The organism is Ensifer sp. NPDC090286 (assembly GCF_044769565.1).
In the GTDB taxonomy this organism is placed as follows: Bacteria; Pseudomonadota; Alphaproteobacteria; order Rhizobiales; family Rhizobiaceae; genus Ensifer.
In genome coordinates, this window is the sequence record NZ_JBIVYF010000010.1 from 1 (window position 1) to 15,953 (window position 15,953).

The 15,953-nt window shown below is 64.0% G+C and carries 9 protein-coding genes and 1 tRNA gene; 3 read left to right on the plus strand and 7 right to left on the minus strand.

Annotation, left to right across the window (positions count from 1 at the left end):
- Positions 1 to 14: 14 nt before the first annotated feature.
- Positions 15 to 91: transfer RNA gene (locus ACIQUG_RS32540), tRNA-Met, on the plus strand.
- A 287-nt stretch (positions 92 to 378) separates the two neighbouring features.
- Here ACIQUG_RS32540 and ACIQUG_RS32545 read toward each other — a convergent pair.
- The 3 genes from ACIQUG_RS32545 to ACIQUG_RS32555 form a co-directional block, all read right to left on the minus strand.
- Complete coding sequence (locus tag ACIQUG_RS32545) at positions 379 to 2,424, minus strand: PAS domain S-box protein (RefSeq protein ID WP_402326446.1); 2,046 nt, start codon at positions 2,422 to 2,424, stop codon at positions 379 to 381.
- Positions 2,425 to 2,582: 158 nt separating this feature from the next.
- The gene (locus tag ACIQUG_RS32550; protein ID WP_402326448.1) at positions 2,583 to 6,308 is read right to left on the minus strand and encodes a response regulator; all 3,726 of its coding nucleotides are present in this window, start codon (positions 6,306 to 6,308) and stop codon (positions 2,583 to 2,585) included.
- A gap of 179 nt (positions 6,309 to 6,487) precedes the next feature.
- Entirely contained in the window at positions 6,488 to 7,753 is a 1,266-nt protein-coding gene (locus tag ACIQUG_RS32555) for an MFS transporter (protein WP_402326449.1), read from the minus strand.
- Between the two features lie 95 nt (positions 7,754 to 7,848).
- Between ACIQUG_RS32555 and ACIQUG_RS32560 the strand changes: the two genes are divergently transcribed.
- Both ACIQUG_RS32560 and ACIQUG_RS32565 read left to right on the plus strand, forming a co-directional pair.
- A complete protein-coding gene (locus tag ACIQUG_RS32560) occupies positions 7,849 to 8,298 on the plus strand; it encodes a winged helix-turn-helix transcriptional regulator (RefSeq protein WP_402326451.1) in 450 nt (149 codons plus the stop codon).
- A 114-nt stretch (positions 8,299 to 8,412) separates the two neighbouring features.
- Positions 8,413 to 9,597 carry a GGDEF domain-containing protein gene (locus ACIQUG_RS32565; RefSeq protein WP_402326452.1) on the plus strand — a complete coding sequence of 395 codons (1,185 nt, stop codon included), beginning with the start codon at positions 8,413 to 8,415 and terminating at the stop codon, positions 9,595 to 9,597.
- A gap of 72 nt (positions 9,598 to 9,669) precedes the next feature.
- Here ACIQUG_RS32565 and ACIQUG_RS32570 read toward each other — a convergent pair whose 3' ends face one another.
- The 4 genes from ACIQUG_RS32570 to ACIQUG_RS32585 all read right to left on the minus strand — a co-directional run bounded on the left by ACIQUG_RS32570 (position 9,670) and on the right by ACIQUG_RS32585 (position 15,833).
- Complete coding sequence (locus ACIQUG_RS32570; protein WP_402326453.1) at positions 9,670 to 10,455, minus strand: ATP-binding cassette domain-containing protein; 786 nt, start codon at positions 10,453 to 10,455, stop codon at positions 9,670 to 9,672.
- An 80-nt stretch (positions 10,456 to 10,535) separates the two neighbouring features.
- Positions 10,536 to 12,542: a Fe(3+)-hydroxamate ABC transporter permease FhuB gene (gene fhuB / locus ACIQUG_RS32575; RefSeq protein WP_402326455.1), complete on the minus strand. Its 2,007-nt coding sequence runs from the start codon at positions 12,540 to 12,542 to the stop codon at positions 10,536 to 10,538.
- Positions 12,539 to 13,426 (minus strand): ABC transporter substrate-binding protein, encoded by an 888-nt coding sequence (locus ACIQUG_RS32580; protein WP_402326457.1) that lies wholly within the window; start codon positions 13,424 to 13,426, stop codon positions 12,539 to 12,541. The genes fhuB and ACIQUG_RS32580 overlap by 4 nt, the downstream gene beginning before the upstream one ends.
- Positions 13,427 to 13,439: 13 nt before the next feature.
- Positions 13,440 to 15,833: a TonB-dependent siderophore receptor gene (locus ACIQUG_RS32585; RefSeq protein WP_402326459.1), complete on the minus strand. Its 2,394-nt coding sequence runs from the start codon at positions 15,831 to 15,833 to the stop codon at positions 13,440 to 13,442.
- Positions 15,834 to 15,953 lie beyond the last annotated feature (120 nt).

Sequence of the window (15,953 nt, forward strand, 5' to 3'; positions counted from 1 at the left end):
ATTTACCGCGATGGCGCGGGGTGGAGCAGCCCGGTAGCTCGTCAGGCTCATAACCTGAAGGCCGCAGGTTCAAATCCTGCCCCCGCAACCAAATCAAAACAAAAGCCCGCTCGGAGAAATCCGGCGGGCTTTTGGGCGTTCTAACGGTACCGCGGCAAAAACCCAGATGGGCCATGGCAGCCGCAAGCCGAAGGCGCAAAGCCTGAAGGGAAGTCCAGACAACCGAGCACATCCCGCGCAACGGTTTTCAGCGCTTTCGGACACTCTCGTCGCCGTCGCACCTACCCGAATGTCCGAAAGCGTTTGGGGCAGAGTGGGCGCCCCATCGACAAACGGCGAAGACAGGCAGGTGGCTCTTACGGGCTCGGGTTGCGCGCCTCACTCCGGCGGCTGCAGGCGGTCCTTGGGGACGATCAGGTGGATGATCAGGCCTTCCGGACGCCACTGGCGGAGAATTTCGCCGCCGAACTGCCTTTCGATCGTCAGCTTGGCGAGCTTGGTGCCGAAGCCTTCGGTCTCGGTTCGGGTTACCGGAGGCCCGCCCCGTTCAGTCCATTTCAGCTCCAGGGTCTCGCCGCGATCGATGCATTCGATGTCGAGGGAACCGCTGGCGGTCGACAGGGCGCCGTATTTGGCGGCGTTGGTGGCGAACTCGTGCACGACCAGGGAAAAGCCGGTGATCGCGGCGCGCGGGATGCCAAGATCGCAGCCTCGCGTCGTGACCCGGCGAAGGCCTTGGGGCGTATCGCCGTCATAGGGTGAGAGCAATGTCGAAAGCAGCGCCTGCAGATTGGCGCGGCCTTCGCCTGCACCGTCACGGTCGGGGGTCGGCAAGGTGAGCACGTGCGCGCGCGCAAGCGACCCCAACCGCGCGACGACGGCTGATGCCAGCTCCTCGGCGGATGCGGCGGCCTTGGCGCTCAGCGACACGACGCTGCTCGAAACCATGAACAGGTTCTTTACCCGGTGCGCCATCTCCTGGATCAGCAGATCCTTCTGCTGCTCGGCCTGCCGGCGCTCGCTGATGTCGCGGGCGATCTTGGAAGCGCCGACGACCACGCCGGTATTGTCGCGGATCGGTGAAATCCGCAGCGAGATCGGGATCAGCCCGCCATCCTTGCGCTGTCTGACGGTTTCGAAGTGGTCGACGCGCTGGCCGGCGCGAACCTTTGCCAGGATCTCCAGTTCTTCGCCGAGGCGATCCTCCGGGATCAGCAGCGTGACCGGGCTGCCGACCGCTTCTTCTACCGTATAGCCATAGAGGCGCTCAGCGCCGGCGTTCCAGCTGGTGATGACGCCATTCAGATCCATCGACAGGATCGCGTCTTCGGAGGATTCGACGATCGCCGCCAGTTGTTGGGCGGCGCGTTCCGTCGCGCGGCGGATCGTCAGTTCCTGTTCGGCCGCCTTGAGCAGATGGGCGTTGTCGATGGCGATCGCGGCATGCGCGGCGATCGAGGTCACCGTCGCCTCGGTCTCGGCGGTAAAGACACCCGGCAGATCATGGCCGAAGAAAAGTCCGCCGTGGACATCACCGGACCGTGAGAGCACCGGAACAGCGAGGTAGCTTACCACCGGCAGGTGACCTTTCGGCATGCCGAAATGCGGCGCGGATTTTCCATAACGCGGGTCGGTTCGGATGTCGTCGGAGCGCACGATGCCGCGACCGCGAAAGGTCGGATCGAACACGGCGGTGTTGCGCGGCAACTGGAAATTCTCGAAGGCCGCACGCGGCGCGCCCGAGAGCGTGTAAAGCGTGTAGCGCTCGCCGTCCGGGTCGGTGAGATTGTAGAAGAAGGCGCCAAACTTTGCGCCGGTCAGCTCCGTGGCGGCATCGGTCACGGTCTGCACGATGTGATCGAGATCGAGATTGCCGGCAATTGCCTTGGCTATCCGGTCGACCGCCTGCAGCCGGCGCTCGGCGGCCTTGCGCTGGGAAATGTCGAGGATGCTGACATAGGTGCGCTCGCAGCGCGGGCCCTCGAACGTGACGGTGAAGACCACATGCAGCCGCCGCCCGCGCAACGTCTGAACGACGGCCTCGCTGCCGAAACGCCTCTGACCCTGCCAGAGCGTCACCAACTCTTCGAGGAAGATCGGCGCCGTCTCCGGCAGAAAGACGTTGGAGAGCGACCGCAGCAGCTCGTCCTTTTCGGTGGCCTCGAACAGTTCCACGGTGAAAGGATTGACGTCGACGATACGCACCTGCGCGATCGCTTCGTTCAACCGCTCGGGGTGCGCCTTCAGATAGGCGCGCAGATCCTCGACACCTTCCGAGCGAAGCCGATCCAAGAGATCGCAGACCCCGGAAAAGTCCTGCTCCCAGACTGCGACGCCGGCGTTCTCGAAAATCTCGCGAAACCGCGCCTCGCTCTCGCGATAGGGCTGTTCGGAGGCGTTTGCGCCACTATTGTCGACCAGCATATTGACCGCTCCCACGAACTCGAAGTGGAACCGCATCGGTGATGGCCACACGTTGCGAAAGGCCACCGCTGCTTTGCGGGGCGTTCTGAAAAACTACCGCAAGCGAGCCGAAATGCAACGGTGTCCGAGGGTAAGAAGGCTCTACCAAGCGTCCTCCCTCAGTGCCGGAAACGCAAGACGGACTTGGGATCGGCGACGAGCAGGGCCGCGGCCTCGAGCAGTTGTCGAGGGTTGAACGGCTTTGCCAACAGAGCGGTGTCGGCAAAGCCCGGCGGCAGAGCCTCGCGACCGTAGCCGGATACGAAGACGAAGGGGACCTTCTTGTCGGTCAAGGCTGCGGCGATCGCATCAACCGGCTGGCCGCGCAGATTGGCATCGAGCAGCGCGGCATCCAGCGCCATCTCGTTGATCAGGCGCAACGCGTCGCCGGGTGTCGCTGCGGGCCCGGCGACCTCGGCATCCTCTTCCTCCAGGATCGCGGCGATTTCGAAGGCGATCAGCGCCTCATCCTCAACCACCAAGATGCGCTTTCCCTTGAGCTTGGTCGATGCAACCTGCGCACCGGCCGCCGGCCCTTCCGGCAAGGGTTGCTCCGCATCGGGCTCGGTACTCGGCGGAACATCGGCTTCAAGCGGGAGCCACACCTCCCATCGCATGCCATCGGCCTCGGTCTTCAGGTGGGCGCTTCCGCCGCCTCCCGTCGCGACCTTCTCGATCAGCCGCGTGCCGAAGCCTGGACCAATCGGGGTTTTGAGCGGGGGTCCACCCCGTTCGGTCCAGTTGAGACAAAGGGCATTGCCGGTCACGCTCCAATCGATCGAGACCGATCCCTTGTTCGAGGAAAGCGCGCCGTGTTTTGCTGCGTTAGTCCCAAGTTCATGCAAGACCATTGCCATATGCGTTGCCGTCTGCGCATCGAAACGCACAGGGGGGCCGGAAGTCGTGACCCGGCGCTCGTCGGCAGTGCCCCACAAAAGCTGGTCGCGAATGATGTCGCCGAGGTCAGCGCCCTCCCAGGCGGTTCGGGTCAGAAGCGAGTGCATGCGCGACATCGACTGCAGCCGTCCGCTGAAGCTGGCGGCAAAGTCGGCCGGGGACTTGGCCGAACGCAAGGTATGCTGGGCGATCGCCTGAACCGAAGCGAGCATGTTCTTGACGCGGTGGCTAAGTTCGCTGAGCAGGCGTTGCTGGGTCTCTTCCGCGCGCTTGCGATCGGTAATGTCCCGTGCCGCGCCGAACCACTCGGCGATCTCGCCTTTGCCGTCGAGCATCGGTATCGCGCGCGAATGGGTCCAGCCGACGCCGCCGTCGCGGCGGATGACCCGGTGCTCCATTTCGAAGACGGCCTTGCTGTCGATGGCATCGCTGATGCGAGCGAGCATCAGGGTCTGGTCTTCGGCCGGTATGTACGTTTCGAGCCAGCTGTCGCTCGGCTCGTCGGTGTCGGCGACGAAGTCCTTGCCCTGCAGAAACCGCATCTCGCGCCAGTCAGGACCCATGCGGTAGACGATATCCGAACTCGCGGTGACCAGAGCGCGGAAACGCTCTTCGCTCGCGCGCAGGGTTTCGGCGACCTCGGTGCGATATTGAGAGATCTTCAGGTGCGCCTCGATCCGGGCCAAGAGTTCGCGCGCGCTGAAGGGCTTGATCAAGTAATCGTCAGCACCCGCCTGCATGCCCTCGATCCGGCTTTCCTCGCCGGCGCGCGCGGAAAGAAGAATGATCGGCACGGTGTTTGTGCGCGTATCCGCGCGCAGGCGCCTGAGCAGTTCGATCCCGTCGAAACCTGGCATCATGATGTCCGTGACGATCAGGTTCGGTTTTTGCGACGCGACGGCGGCGAGTGCGTCTTCGCCGTTGCCAACGATCTTGAGGTCGTATTGCGCGCCGAGAAGCCGGCGCAGGTAGTCGCGCATGTCGGCGTTGTCATCGACTATCAGCAGAGTTCGGCGGCCGCCGTTTCGTGTTCGCGCCGGATGTTGCGCCGGTTCGACCTCGGGGAGGCCCGTATCCGAGGACGGATGATCCGGCAGCCATTGCAGTGCCTCCTCGACGAATGGCACGGCGCCGATCGTGGTCGACGAGCGATCTTCGCCATTGCCATGGCCATTGCTATCGCCATTCCGGTGTATTGTGGGGGCGCGGCTGCCTTTGGGGATCGTCACGCGTATGGTCGTGCCTTCGTCGAGGTGACTTTCGGCCGAGACCGTTCCGCCGTGAAGCTTCACCAATTCCTGGACGAAGGCGAGCCCGATGCCTGAGCCCTCCTGACTGCGCCCCCTTGCGCCTTCGACGCGATGGAAGCGCTCGAAAAGCCGGGGCATCTCGTTGGCCGGAATGCCGATGCCGGTATCGCGGACGGTCAGGACGAAATTGTTGCCTTCGGCCGCGAGTTTGACGGCGACGTCGCCCTCGAGGGTGAACTTGAAGGCGTTCGAGAGGAGATTGAGAACGATCTTCTCCCACATCTGGCGATCGACATAGGCCGGTTCCGGCAACGGCGGCGTGTCGACGGTCAGGTTCAGCCCGGCGATTTCCATCGCCGATCGAAAGGCGCTGGCAAGCTCTGCCGTCGCCGTCGCAAGGTTGGTCGGCTCGAAGCGCGCCCGCAGGCGCCCGGCTTCGATGCGCGAGAATTCAAGCAGAGTGTTGACCAGCTTGAGCAGGCGCAGCGAGTTGCGATGGGCAATGAGCAGACGGTCGCGATCGTCGGGGCGCTCTCCGCTGCGGGCCAGCAGGTCCTCAATGTGGCCGAGCATCAGCGTGATCGGCGTGCGGAACTCATGGCTGACATTGGAAAAGAAAACGGTTTTCGCTTTGTCTATTTCCGCTAATGCCTCGGAACGCTTACGCTCGTCCTCATAGGACTGCGCATTGGCGATGGCGCTGGCCATCTGCGCCCGCATGAGATGCAGGAAGTCGTGGTAGTGCTCGTCGAGCTTCAGGCGAGGATTGATGCCGACCACGAGAAAACCGGCGGCATCGCGGGCATTTGCTGCGGGCAGCGGAAGCACGACTGCCGTGTGCGGCAGGCTGGGATGGTTTTTGCTCGCGGAAGGCGGGAAACGGCGTCCGAGATCATCGACAAGGATGGGGTTCAGCTCGGCACCGAAATTCCAGCCTGCGGAACTGTCCTGTTGCGCCAACTCTACCTTTGCCGGGCACAGCGCGTGATCCGGTTCAAGGCCTGCCAATCCGGAAAGCCGTGCTCGTCTCCGGCCGGGCTCCACGAGATAGAGAAGGGCGAAGGGCACGTCTCTTTCGTGCTTCCTGAATGTCTCCGTTGCGATCGCGCAGGCCTCGTCGGGCGTTCGCGCATCGCCCGAGCGGGAAGCGAGATCCCGAAGGACGACGATGCGGCGCTCGCCGATCACCTTCTCGGTAATTTCGGTCACGGTGGCGAGCACGCCGCCAATGCCATTTGCTGCGGTTTCGTCGGGCACCGGGCTGTAGGCGATGGTGAAATGTGTCTCTTCCAGGAAACCGTGCCTGTTGATCTCGAGCTCGATGTCGTCGTTCCAGGTCGCAGGCCCGCCATTGAAAGGCGTGTCGATCAACGGTTTCAGCACATGCCAGATCTCGCTCCAGCATTCGCTGACCGGTTTGCCGAGCGCCCAGGGGTGTTTTGCGCCGAGCACCGGGCGATAAGCCTCGTTGTAGATTGAGACATAGTGCGGTCCCCACCACAACAGGAGCGGAAACCGGTTGCGCAGAAGGAAGGGGATCATGATCTTGAGCGTCGGCGACCAATTTTCCGTCGGCCCGAGCGAGGTCTGCGACCAGTCAAAGTCGTCGATCAGCGACTGCATCTCGTCGTGTGACGCGGGCCACGCCGTTTCCTTGGCTGCGACTGCGCTGTCGGACGTGTTTTCGGCGTCTGACATGGCGTTGATCCCCGATAGATGACGCTCAAGCAACGTAAACGCTCGGTTTCGGTAACGGTTCCCTAGCGACGAGCCGTACGATGTCGGGACGTTTTTTCGGGGAGGAGGGGGATGGAGATGGAGCGAAAGCATGACCGCCCTTGCGGAGAGCGGCCATGCGCGATGCGGGTGGTGCAAAACTAGCCGTTCAGCATCGTGCCGTCGTGCGGTTCGGCGGGTTTCGTCGCCAGCCAGAAGAGCAGGGTCAAGAGGCTGAGCGCTGCGCCCATCAGGCAGACGCCCTGCCATCCGCCATAGGCATAGGCGACGGTTGAAAGGGACGATCCGAGCCCGCTGCCGAGCGAATAGAACAGCATATAGGCGGCGGTCAGCCGGTTCTGGGCTTCCGGTCGCACGCGATAGATCAGAGCCTGGTTCGTCACGTGCACGGCCTGAAGCCCGAAGTCGAGGATGAGGACGCCGGCAACGAGCCACAGGAGCGAATGGTCAAGCAGCGAGATCGGCAGCCACGCGGCGAGCATCAGCGCGAGCGATATCCCCGTCGTCCTCTGTCCAAATCCGAGATCGGCCCAGTGTCCGGCTCGTGAGGCGGCGAGCGCTCCGGCAATCCCTGCCAGCCCAAAGAGGCCGACCTCAGTATGCGACAGCGAGAAGGGCGGCACGCTCAGCGGCAGGACAAGCGGGGTGAGCAGCGTCGTCACGTTGGCGAAGATCAACATCGCGATGATGCCGCGGACGCGCAGAACCGGCTCCTGGGCAATCAGCGTGAAGGTGGAGGAGACGAGGCGGAGATAGCTAAGCTTGCTCGTTTCCCGTTGTTGATGCGGCAGCAGCTTGTACAGCAGCAGCGCGATCAAGAGCGTAAGCGCGGCAGATACAAAATAGACCGCCCGCCAGCCGGCCAGATCGGTCAGCAATCCCGCGACGGCGCGAGCCGACAAAATGCCGATGACGATGCCGCTGGTGACAAATCCGACCACCCGGCCCCGTTCCGAAGAGTGGGAGAGACTGGCCGCATAGGCGACCAGCGCCTGCGTGAGCACGGCGAGCATGCCAACTGCGGCAATGGAAACCATTAGCATTTCGACAGTCGCCGAAAGAGCGACGAAGCCGAGGGCCGCGACCGACAGCAGCGACTGAAAGATGATGATCTTGCGGCGATCGAAAAGGTCTCCGAGAGGAAGAAGCAGGATCAGCCCGAGCGCGTAGCCAAGTTGGGTCGCGCCGACGATCAGGCCGGCGCGGGTTTCCGACAGATCGAGATCGGCAGCCATGACGTCGAGCAAAGGGTGAGCGAAATAGGCATTGGCGACGGCGAGGCCGGCGGCGAAGGCAAAGAGTGTCATCATCGGACGCGTCAGCCGCGATGCCGGGCGGGCACCGCCGACCGGGCAGGGGACATCGTTTGCAGCGCCGGCCGGCGCCGCAGCAATTTTACCATCCATTGGACGTGTTCCTTGTTTTGGTTTAATAATGAAACCAAGAAATGGATATCATTTTGGTTTCATAATGCAACCAAAATTCGAAATGGAGATCATGCATGGTGGCCCGCAGACGGCTGAAGGAAGACTATTGCCCGAGCGCGCGATCGCTGGATGCGATCGGCGACTGGTGGTCGCTGCTGATCGTGCGCGATGCGTTCGATGACGTCCGCCGCTTCAGCGACTTTCAAAAGAGCCTCGGCATTGCCAAGAACATCCTGACCGACCGCCTGAAAACGCTCGTCGAGCGCGGCATTCTCGAAACGGTTCCGGCCGGTGAGGCGAAGGCCCGGGTCGAGTACCAGTTGACGGCGATGGGCCGCGACCTCTTTCCGGTCATGGTCGCCTTGCGGCAGTTCGGTGAAAAGCATCTGTTTCAGCCGGGCGAGGAGCATTCCCAATTGGTCGAGAAGGAAACGGGCCTGCCGGTTAAGCTCGATATCCGCACGCAGGATGGCAAGCCGATCGATGCGGCAGGAACGGTGCTGATCAAGGTTCCCGAGGCGTGACGTCGCTTCAGGCCGGTTCGCGCGCCCGATGCAATGAACCGTTCTACCTTTAGACGAATATTCAGCTTTCTCTGCTAGTCTGCCCGAGTCTTTCCGCAGTTCGGGAAATGGGCGATGGGCGTTGTGACGCTAGACCAGGTAGAAGGCCAGATCGCGCGGGGCTTTCGCTATCTGCATTTTTCGCCGGAGATTGAAGAACTCTTCCGCAAGGACTATGCGGCAGAGCGCGTGCGGCTCGCCGCAATCTGGGGCGTGATCGGCATCTTCATCTACGATCTCGTCTATTTCGGCGACCACACGATGTTGCCGGATGTCTTCGCCGGGTTGTTCACCGTTCGCTTCCTGGTGTTCACGCCCTTCGTCATTGCCTGCATCCTGGCGGTGCGCCGCTGGCCGGACGCCCGCCTTTACGACGTCCTGGCGATGGCGATCGCGGTGCTCGGCGTCACCTTGCCGATGGCGGTGGCCACGCAGAGCACCAGTCCCTACCTTTTCGTCTACCAGAACGGCAATTCCGCCGCCTTCCTATTCTTCGTCATCGCGCTCCGGCCGCGGTTCTTGGCCGTCGTTTCGGGGCTTGCGCTGATGTGCGCGTCGCATTTCACCACGACGCATCTGACCGGCGCTTTCGACGACGTAACCTATTCCGGCATCATCACCTTCTATCTGACGCTGTCGATCTTTCTGGCGGTGAGCGCCTATTTCCTGGAGCAGAAGGACCGGCAGAATTTTCTCAACCAGCTGAGAGGCAGCCTCCTTTGCCAGCAACTCGAACGCAACGCTGAACGGGATGAACTGACGGGTCTGTTGAACCGCCGGTCGCTGGCGCGGATCGGCGGCATGCTTTGGAACGAAGCACCGGGCAACACTGCAATTTCGGCGATCTTGCTCGACATCGACCACTTCAAGCGGTTCAACGACGTTCACGGCCATATCGAAGGCGATGCCTGTATCCGCGCTGTTTCACAGTGCATCCGCTCCACGGTCGACGAGGCTGCCTTCGTCTTCCGTTTTGGCGGGGAAGAGATACTGGTGCTGGCGCCCGGACGGGAGCCGCTGCAGGCTTTGGCGATGGCGGAGCGGATCAGGACGGCGATCGAAGGGCTGCGCCTACCGCATCGCGGATTGACCGATGGCTGCGTGACCGCGAGCCTCGGGGCAGCGACCGCGATCGCCGTGGATACCACGCTCGAGCGGCTGCTGCAGAAGGCAGATGACGCGCTTTACGAAGCCAAGCGCATGGGCAGGAATACGGTCGTTCTGGCCAAGGAGGCCGAGCCAGACGCGCAGGTTGCCTAAGCGGCAGTCGAGCCGGGAAAGGTGCGGCCTCCCGGCCTCCAAATCAGCGACAGGTCCGGGCATGCCCTGCCATCAACGGGGCACGGCGATGACACGATCGGCCGAGGGGTGGGGGAGGATGTCCATCTGCACCCCGTAGATGCGTTCGAGGGTCGTCTTTTCCATGATCTGGTTTGGCCGGCCGCTGGCGACGAGCCGGCCGGAATGGAGCGCAACGATCTCGTCGCAGAAGCGGCTCGCCATGTTGATGTCGTGCAGCACGAGAATGACAGTCAGGCCGCTGGCGCGTGACAGGGTGCGAACGAGTGAAAGCACCTCGATCTGGTGGGCGACGTCGAGAGCGGCCGTTGGCTCGTCGAGCAGCAGGCATGCCGCGTTCTGCGCCAACAGCATCGCGAGCCAGGCGCGCTGGCGTTCGCCGCCGGAAAGCGTGTCCACCAGCCGGTCGGCAAGCGGCAGCATATGCGTGCGCTCCAGCGCCCGCTCGACGCTCTCACGGTCGTCACGTCCGAACCGGCCGAGCGCGCCGTGCCACGGGTAGCGGCCCATCGCCGTCAGTTCCCGAACCGTCATGGCCGGAGCGGCGGGGATCTGCTGCGGCAGATAGCCGACCCGGCGGGCAAACTCGCGGGTCGGCCAGGCGTCGAGCGGTCTTCCATCGAACGCGATTGCGCCGGATGACGGCGCTTGTTGTCGGGCCAGCATCTTCAGAAGGGTCGACTTTCCCGAGCCGTTGTGGCCAACGAGCGCCAGCATTTCGCCCTTGGCGATTTCCAGCTTCGTCGGGTGCAATAGCACGCGATCGCCGACGGAAAAGCTGGCGTCGCGCACCGCAAAGTGTGGTTTTGCGTCCGTCATCGGGGCTCCTGCAATGTCTGCCGACGGACCGGGATCGGGCCGCGTTTCGATTTGATCGGATAGGCTGTTCAAGGCCGGTTTCATTGGGCGCGACCTCGCCAGATCAGCCAAAGGAAGATCGGTCCGCCCAAAAGCGCCGAGATCAGTCCCGGTGCCATTGGCCATGGCCAGGCGAGGTTGCGGCCGATCCAGTCCGCTCCGACCAGGAAGGCGGCGCCGGTTAGGGCGCAGGCCACGACGAGATCGCGTTCGCGGCGGAACCCGGCCTGGGCGACGAGATGGGGAACCATGAGCCCGATAAAGCTGACCGGCCCGACGATCATCGTTCCGGCGGCAATGGCGATGGCGGCGGCGAAGAACAGGGTGGTCCTCGCTACGCGGTCGGGAATGCCGATCGCTGTTACCGCCGTATCACCGAGCGGCAGCGCCGCGAGCCAGCGGCCAAGAACGAGCGCCGCAGCCGTTGCGGCAAGGGCGACGACGCAGACCATGACCGCATCGGTAAGGCGAACGGCGCCGATCGATCCGGAGAACCAGCTGAGAAGCGCCGCACCGTTCGGGCCGCCGCTTGCAAGGAACAGGACCAGCAGCGCATGAACCATGCTGCCGAGGCCGACGCCGACGAGCAGCGTTCGTTCCGGCTGGAAAGAGGCGCGCCGCGCCAGCGTCGCGACGAGCGCGAGCACCGCGGCGGCGCCGATCGCCGAGACCGCAAGCTTGGACCAGACCGCGCCCGCCGGCACGATCATGAAGGCGATGATCAGTCCAAGGCCGGCACCATGGCCAACGCCGAGAAGATCGGGGCTGGCGAGCGGATTGCGCAAGGCGCGCTGCAGAAGCAGACCCGCAACGGCGAGGCACGTGCCGGCGCCCGCGGCGCCGAGCAGGCGAGGGAGCCGCCAGTGCCACGGCACGGCCGGATCTGAAGGCGAGAGTATCTGCCACCCGTGATCGCTGACGCCGGCCAGGACCGAGAGCGTCGAGGCCAGAAGCAGGATGACGAGAAGCAACGCCAGGCCGAGCACGGGCTGGCGCAGCCGGCGCGCGGAAAGCGGCGTCCGGTCCGTCCGCGGGCGCTCCGCCTGCTGCCTGGTAACGGCGAGGAACGCGAGCAGCGGACCGGTGAAGAGGCCGGCGGCCGCACCGGCAGGAATGTCGCCGGCATAGGGCGCGAGCAGAGCGAGTGTCTGGTCGATGAACAGCAGCAGGATCGCGCCGACGAAAGCGGCCGGGAGCGGATTGTGGGACCGTCGCGGCCACAGACGCCGCGCCAGTGCGGGTGCCGCAAGTCCGATGAAGCCGATGATGCCGATTTCGGCGGTCACGATCGCTGCCAGCGCGGATGCGAGCCCGAGCAGCGACACTTTGACGACGGCCGGCGACAGCCCAAGGCTGCGGGCCGGTCCGTCGCCAAGCGAGAGCAGCCGCAAAGGGCGCAGAAGCAGAAGCATGACCAGTCCGACCGCGCCGACCTGAGCCGTCAGCCTTGCCATCGATTGCCAGCCGCTCTGCTGCAGGGATCCCGCCTGCCAGGTCAACAGGTCGCTCAGGAAGTCATGATGGAAGAGGACGAGCAGGCCGTAGATGGCGTTGCAATAAAGACTGATCACGACGCCGGTCAGGACGAAGGCGGGCGCGGAGGCGCCGCGGCCGGCGGCTGCAAGGGCAACGATGGCGAAGACGGCAATGCCGCCGGCAAGGGCAACCAGCTCGTAGCCGTTGATCCAAAGTGCCGGTGCATAGAGCAGCGATGCGGCAAGCGCGAGCTGCGCGCCCGACGTCACGCCAAGCAGGCCGGGCTCGGCGAGCGGATTGCGCAACACCGTCTGGAACACCGAGCCGGCAAAACCAAGCGCCAAGCCGGCGACAAGAGCGAGCAGGATCCGTGGGAACAAGCTCAGATAGGCGACCGCCTGGTGGGGGTCGGCAAGATCGGGGGACAGCAGCGGTTGAAGCCAGCCGGACGAACCGGCCGCGGCCTGCAGATTGGCAAGAGCGAGCCCGAACGCGGTAATTGTGAGCGCGGCGATGCCGACACTGGCGCCGCTGAAGGCGGCGCGCACCGGAGACAGAGACGCATCCGTCATGCCGGCAACCCCTCAAGTGCCGGAACCAGCGTTTCGGCGAAGTGGGTCACCGAGGGCAACCCACCGAAGGGGTGAAACTGCGGTATGGTGACGCTTCGCGCGGCGCGGATGGGCTCCAGCCGTTGCCAAAGCGCGCTTCGCGCCAGCGATCGGGCCGTGCGCACTTTGAGCGTCGGAATCTCGACCTGAACGAAGGTCGCGCCATCAAGCGGCATCAGGGCGTCGAGACCCACCTGCGCCAGGCCATTGGCGTTGACCGGACCGGTCCAGGCGTTCGTAAGTCCCAGTTTCTTCAAGACCGCATCCGGCAGGCTGCCCTCGCCATAGACCATCGTTCGTCTTCCATTCTGGTCCGGCAGCAGTACGAGCATCGGCCGGCGCGTGTCGCGCAATTGCTGACGCTGGACCGCAAGCCGCGCCTCGACGTCAAGCAGGTACGCATCGACATCGGCCTGCGGCACGCCGGCGACCCGGGCGGCATGGGTCATGATCGCGACCGCAAGTTCGAAGCGCTTGCCCTTTTCGGCCCTGTCGGGAACCTGTTCCACCGGCGCGATCTCGCCGATCGCCGGCGTCATGGTCAGGCTCGAACTGTTCGCGAGGATCGCATCGGGGGCGATTGCGGCGAGGCGCTCGAGATTGATCTCCCAGAACGGGCCGATGTCCGCGACGCTTTCCGGCAAGGTAACCGGCATGCGTTGCCGGAAGTATTGCGTATCCGAAACGGCAACCGGCGTCGCGCCCAGCGCCACCAGCGCTTCCGCCGCCGCCCAGTCGATTGCCGCGATGCGTCTGGCACGGCTGCTGGCCGCCGCCCGGAAGGGGGCGGCGACGGCAGCAAGCGCGAACGGTGTTGCGGCGAGAAGGCGACGACGGGTGAGCATATCGGTTCGCGTCCTAGAAGCCGATCTTCAACCGGCCGATGACGCTGCGCCGGTCGCCTTCGTAGCAGGAGTAGGCGGGGTTGCAGGTCGTGTAGTACTTCTTGTCGAAGACGTTGGTGGCGTTGAGGGAGACGGTGGCGTTTTCGGTCACCTTGTAGCTTGCGCCAAGGTCGAAGACCGTACGTCCGCCGACTTCAAGCGTGTTGGTGTTGTTGCCGAAGCTCGATCCGACGAAACGCGCACCGCCGCCGAGCGAAAGCCCTTCGAGCGTGCCGCCGGTGACCGTGTAGTTGAGCCAGGCGGATGCCTGATGCTCGGGCACAAGCGCCGGCCGGTTGCCGATATTGCCGCTGTTGTCCTTGGTGATTTCAGCATCCGTCCAGGTGTAGGAGCCGGTGAAATCCCAGCCGCTGCCGAGGCTGAACTTGCCTTCGAGCTCAAGACCGCGCGACTGCACTTCGCCGGTCGCAACGCTGAACCCGGCGTTGCCGGGCCGTGTGTCCGGGGTCAGAACGTTGGACTTCACGATGTCGAAATAGGCGAGCGTGAACAGGCCGTCGAACGAGGTCGGCTCGTATTTGACGCCCACTTCCCATTGCCGGCCTTCAGAGGGATCGAAGGTGTCGCCGTCAGCCGACACGCCCGAGTTCGGCACGAAGGATTGCGAGAAGCTGACATAGGAAGCCACGCCCCAATCGGTCAGATAGGTGAGGCCGGCGCGCCCCGAGAAATGTCCGACGTCAATTTCCGTCTTGGTCCCGCGCAGCCGGTTGGTGTTGTCGAGATCCAGCCAGTCGTAGCGCCCTCCGAGGGTGGCGATCAGGCTGTCGGTCAAGCTGATCTGGTCCTGCGCGTAGACGCCGATCTGCTGGTAGCGCTCCTTGTAGCTTTGAAGCGGCGTCCCTGGCGGGGTGACGGGCAGGCCATAAACCGGATTGAACGGGTTCAAGGACGGCGCCGGCCCGGTATAGTGCCGCACGTCGGAACGCGACCAGGCGTAGTCGAGACCGAGCAGCAGGTCATGGGCGATCGAACCCGTGTCGAACTCGGCCTGCGCCTGGTTGTCGATCGCCAGACCATCGAAGCTCTCGTCGAAACGGCGAGCCACCCGGTTGAGGCCGGCCGGGCCCGAGCCGGAGATCAGGAGGTTGTCGAGCAGGAAGTTGACGTGGCCGTAGCGCACGTTCTGCCGCACCGTCCAGGTCTCGTTCAGCCGGTGCTCGAATTCGTAGCCGATCGTCTTCTGGATCTGCTCGCTTCTGTTGAAGCTCGGATCGCCGATGAGCACGCCCGTCGGGGTAAAGCTGATCGCGCTGCCGCCGCTCTTGTCCTGGAGCAGATCGCCGCTGATCGTCAGCGACGTCTCGGCATCGGGCGCGAAGGTCAGCGAGGGTGCCAGCAACAGGCGATCGTCGCCGATATCGGCGCCGTTGCCGTAGGTAAATTGCGTGTCGCTGTTGCGGGCCACGCCGATCACCCGGTAGAGCAGCGCCGGATCCTCGCCGATCGGCCCCGACAGGTCGAAGGCGCCCTGCATGCGGCTGAAGCTGCCGTATTCGACCTCAACCTCGTTGCGGCGGTCCGTGGTCGGCTTCTTCGAGACGCGGTTGACGATGCCGCCTGCGTCGCTCTGCCCATAGAGCGAAGAGGAGGGGCCGCGCAGGACCTCGACGGTCTCAAGCTGGTAGGGGTCCGTGCGGAAGAAGGTGTAGCCGCTCGAAAGCTGGCGCAGGCCGTCCCTGTAGGAACTGGTCGACTGGGCGTTGAAGCCGCGCATCATGATCCAGTCGTAACCCTTCGGATCCGGTCCGTAGGTCTCGATCGTCACGCCCGGAACGTAGCGGAGAATTTCAGTGACGGATTGCGCGTTCTGAGCTTCGATCTGCTTGCGGCCGACCACGGAGATCGACTGTGGGATCTCGATCAACGGCGCGTCGGTCTTGGTTCCCGTGCTGCTATCGGCAACGACATAGCTGTTTTCGCTGGCCTCGCCGGTTGCGACGATGGCCTGCAGCTTGGTTGCGCCATTGGCGTCGACTTCCGCGCTTGCGGGGGCTGCCGGATCGGAGATCGTTACCGATTTCGGGCCGGTGAAACGATAGGTGAGCCCGGTGCCGGCGAGGATCCGGGCGAGCGCCGCGTCTGCGGACAGGGCGCCATTTGCGCCACTCGACGTTCTGCCCTTGGTGATCGCGGCGCTGTAGAGCACCTGGACGCCGCTGGTCGCGCCGAAGCGCGAAAGTGCAGTATCCAGAGACCCGCTGGCGATGGCGTAGGACTGGTTCGGTTGCTGCGCTGCTGCCGGCGTGCCGGCCACTACGCCTGCCAGCGCCAGGAATGCCGTCGTCGCCAGCATCCTCTTGATTGCAGCCTTCGCCGTGCGCTGCGGCCGATTTCCGTTCATCATGTCCCCGAACCCTGTCTCAGATCGGCATGCCAATCGCGTGCCTTCGATGACAAGAACGACTCCGCGTCGCGGGACCGAAATGATTCTCCGAATTTTTTTAAGCGCGGCTGTGGCGCTGAG

Bases quoted from the DNA above. Each gene is read 5' to 3' on its own strand.
- ACIQUG_RS32545 (WP_402326446.1), bottom strand. From the start codon at position 2,424: ATGCTGGTCGACAATAGTGGCGCAAACGCCTCCGAACAGCCCTATCGC.
- ACIQUG_RS32550 (WP_402326448.1), bottom strand. From the start codon at position 6,308: ATGTCAGACGCCGAAAACACGTCCGACAGCGCAGTCGCAGCCAAGGAA.
- ACIQUG_RS32555 (WP_402326449.1), bottom strand. From the start codon at position 7,753: ATGGATGGTAAAATTGCTGCGGCGCCGGCCGGCGCTGCAAACGATGTC.
- ACIQUG_RS32560 (WP_402326451.1), top strand. From the start codon at position 7,849: ATGGTGGCCCGCAGACGGCTGAAGGAAGACTATTGCCCGAGCGCGCGA.
- ACIQUG_RS32565 (WP_402326452.1), top strand. From the start codon at position 8,413: ATGGGCGTTGTGACGCTAGACCAGGTAGAAGGCCAGATCGCGCGGGGC.
- ACIQUG_RS32570 (WP_402326453.1), bottom strand. From the start codon at position 10,455: ATGACGGACGCAAAACCACACTTTGCGGTGCGCGACGCCAGCTTTTCC.
- fhuB (WP_402326455.1), bottom strand. From the start codon at position 12,542: ATGACGGATGCGTCTCTGTCTCCGGTGCGCGCCGCCTTCAGCGGCGCC.
- ACIQUG_RS32580 (WP_402326457.1), bottom strand. From the start codon at position 13,426: ATGCTCACCCGTCGTCGCCTTCTCGCCGCAACACCGTTCGCGCTTGCT.
- ACIQUG_RS32585 (WP_402326459.1), bottom strand. From the start codon at position 15,833: ATGATGAACGGAAATCGGCCGCAGCGCACGGCGAAGGCTGCAATCAAG.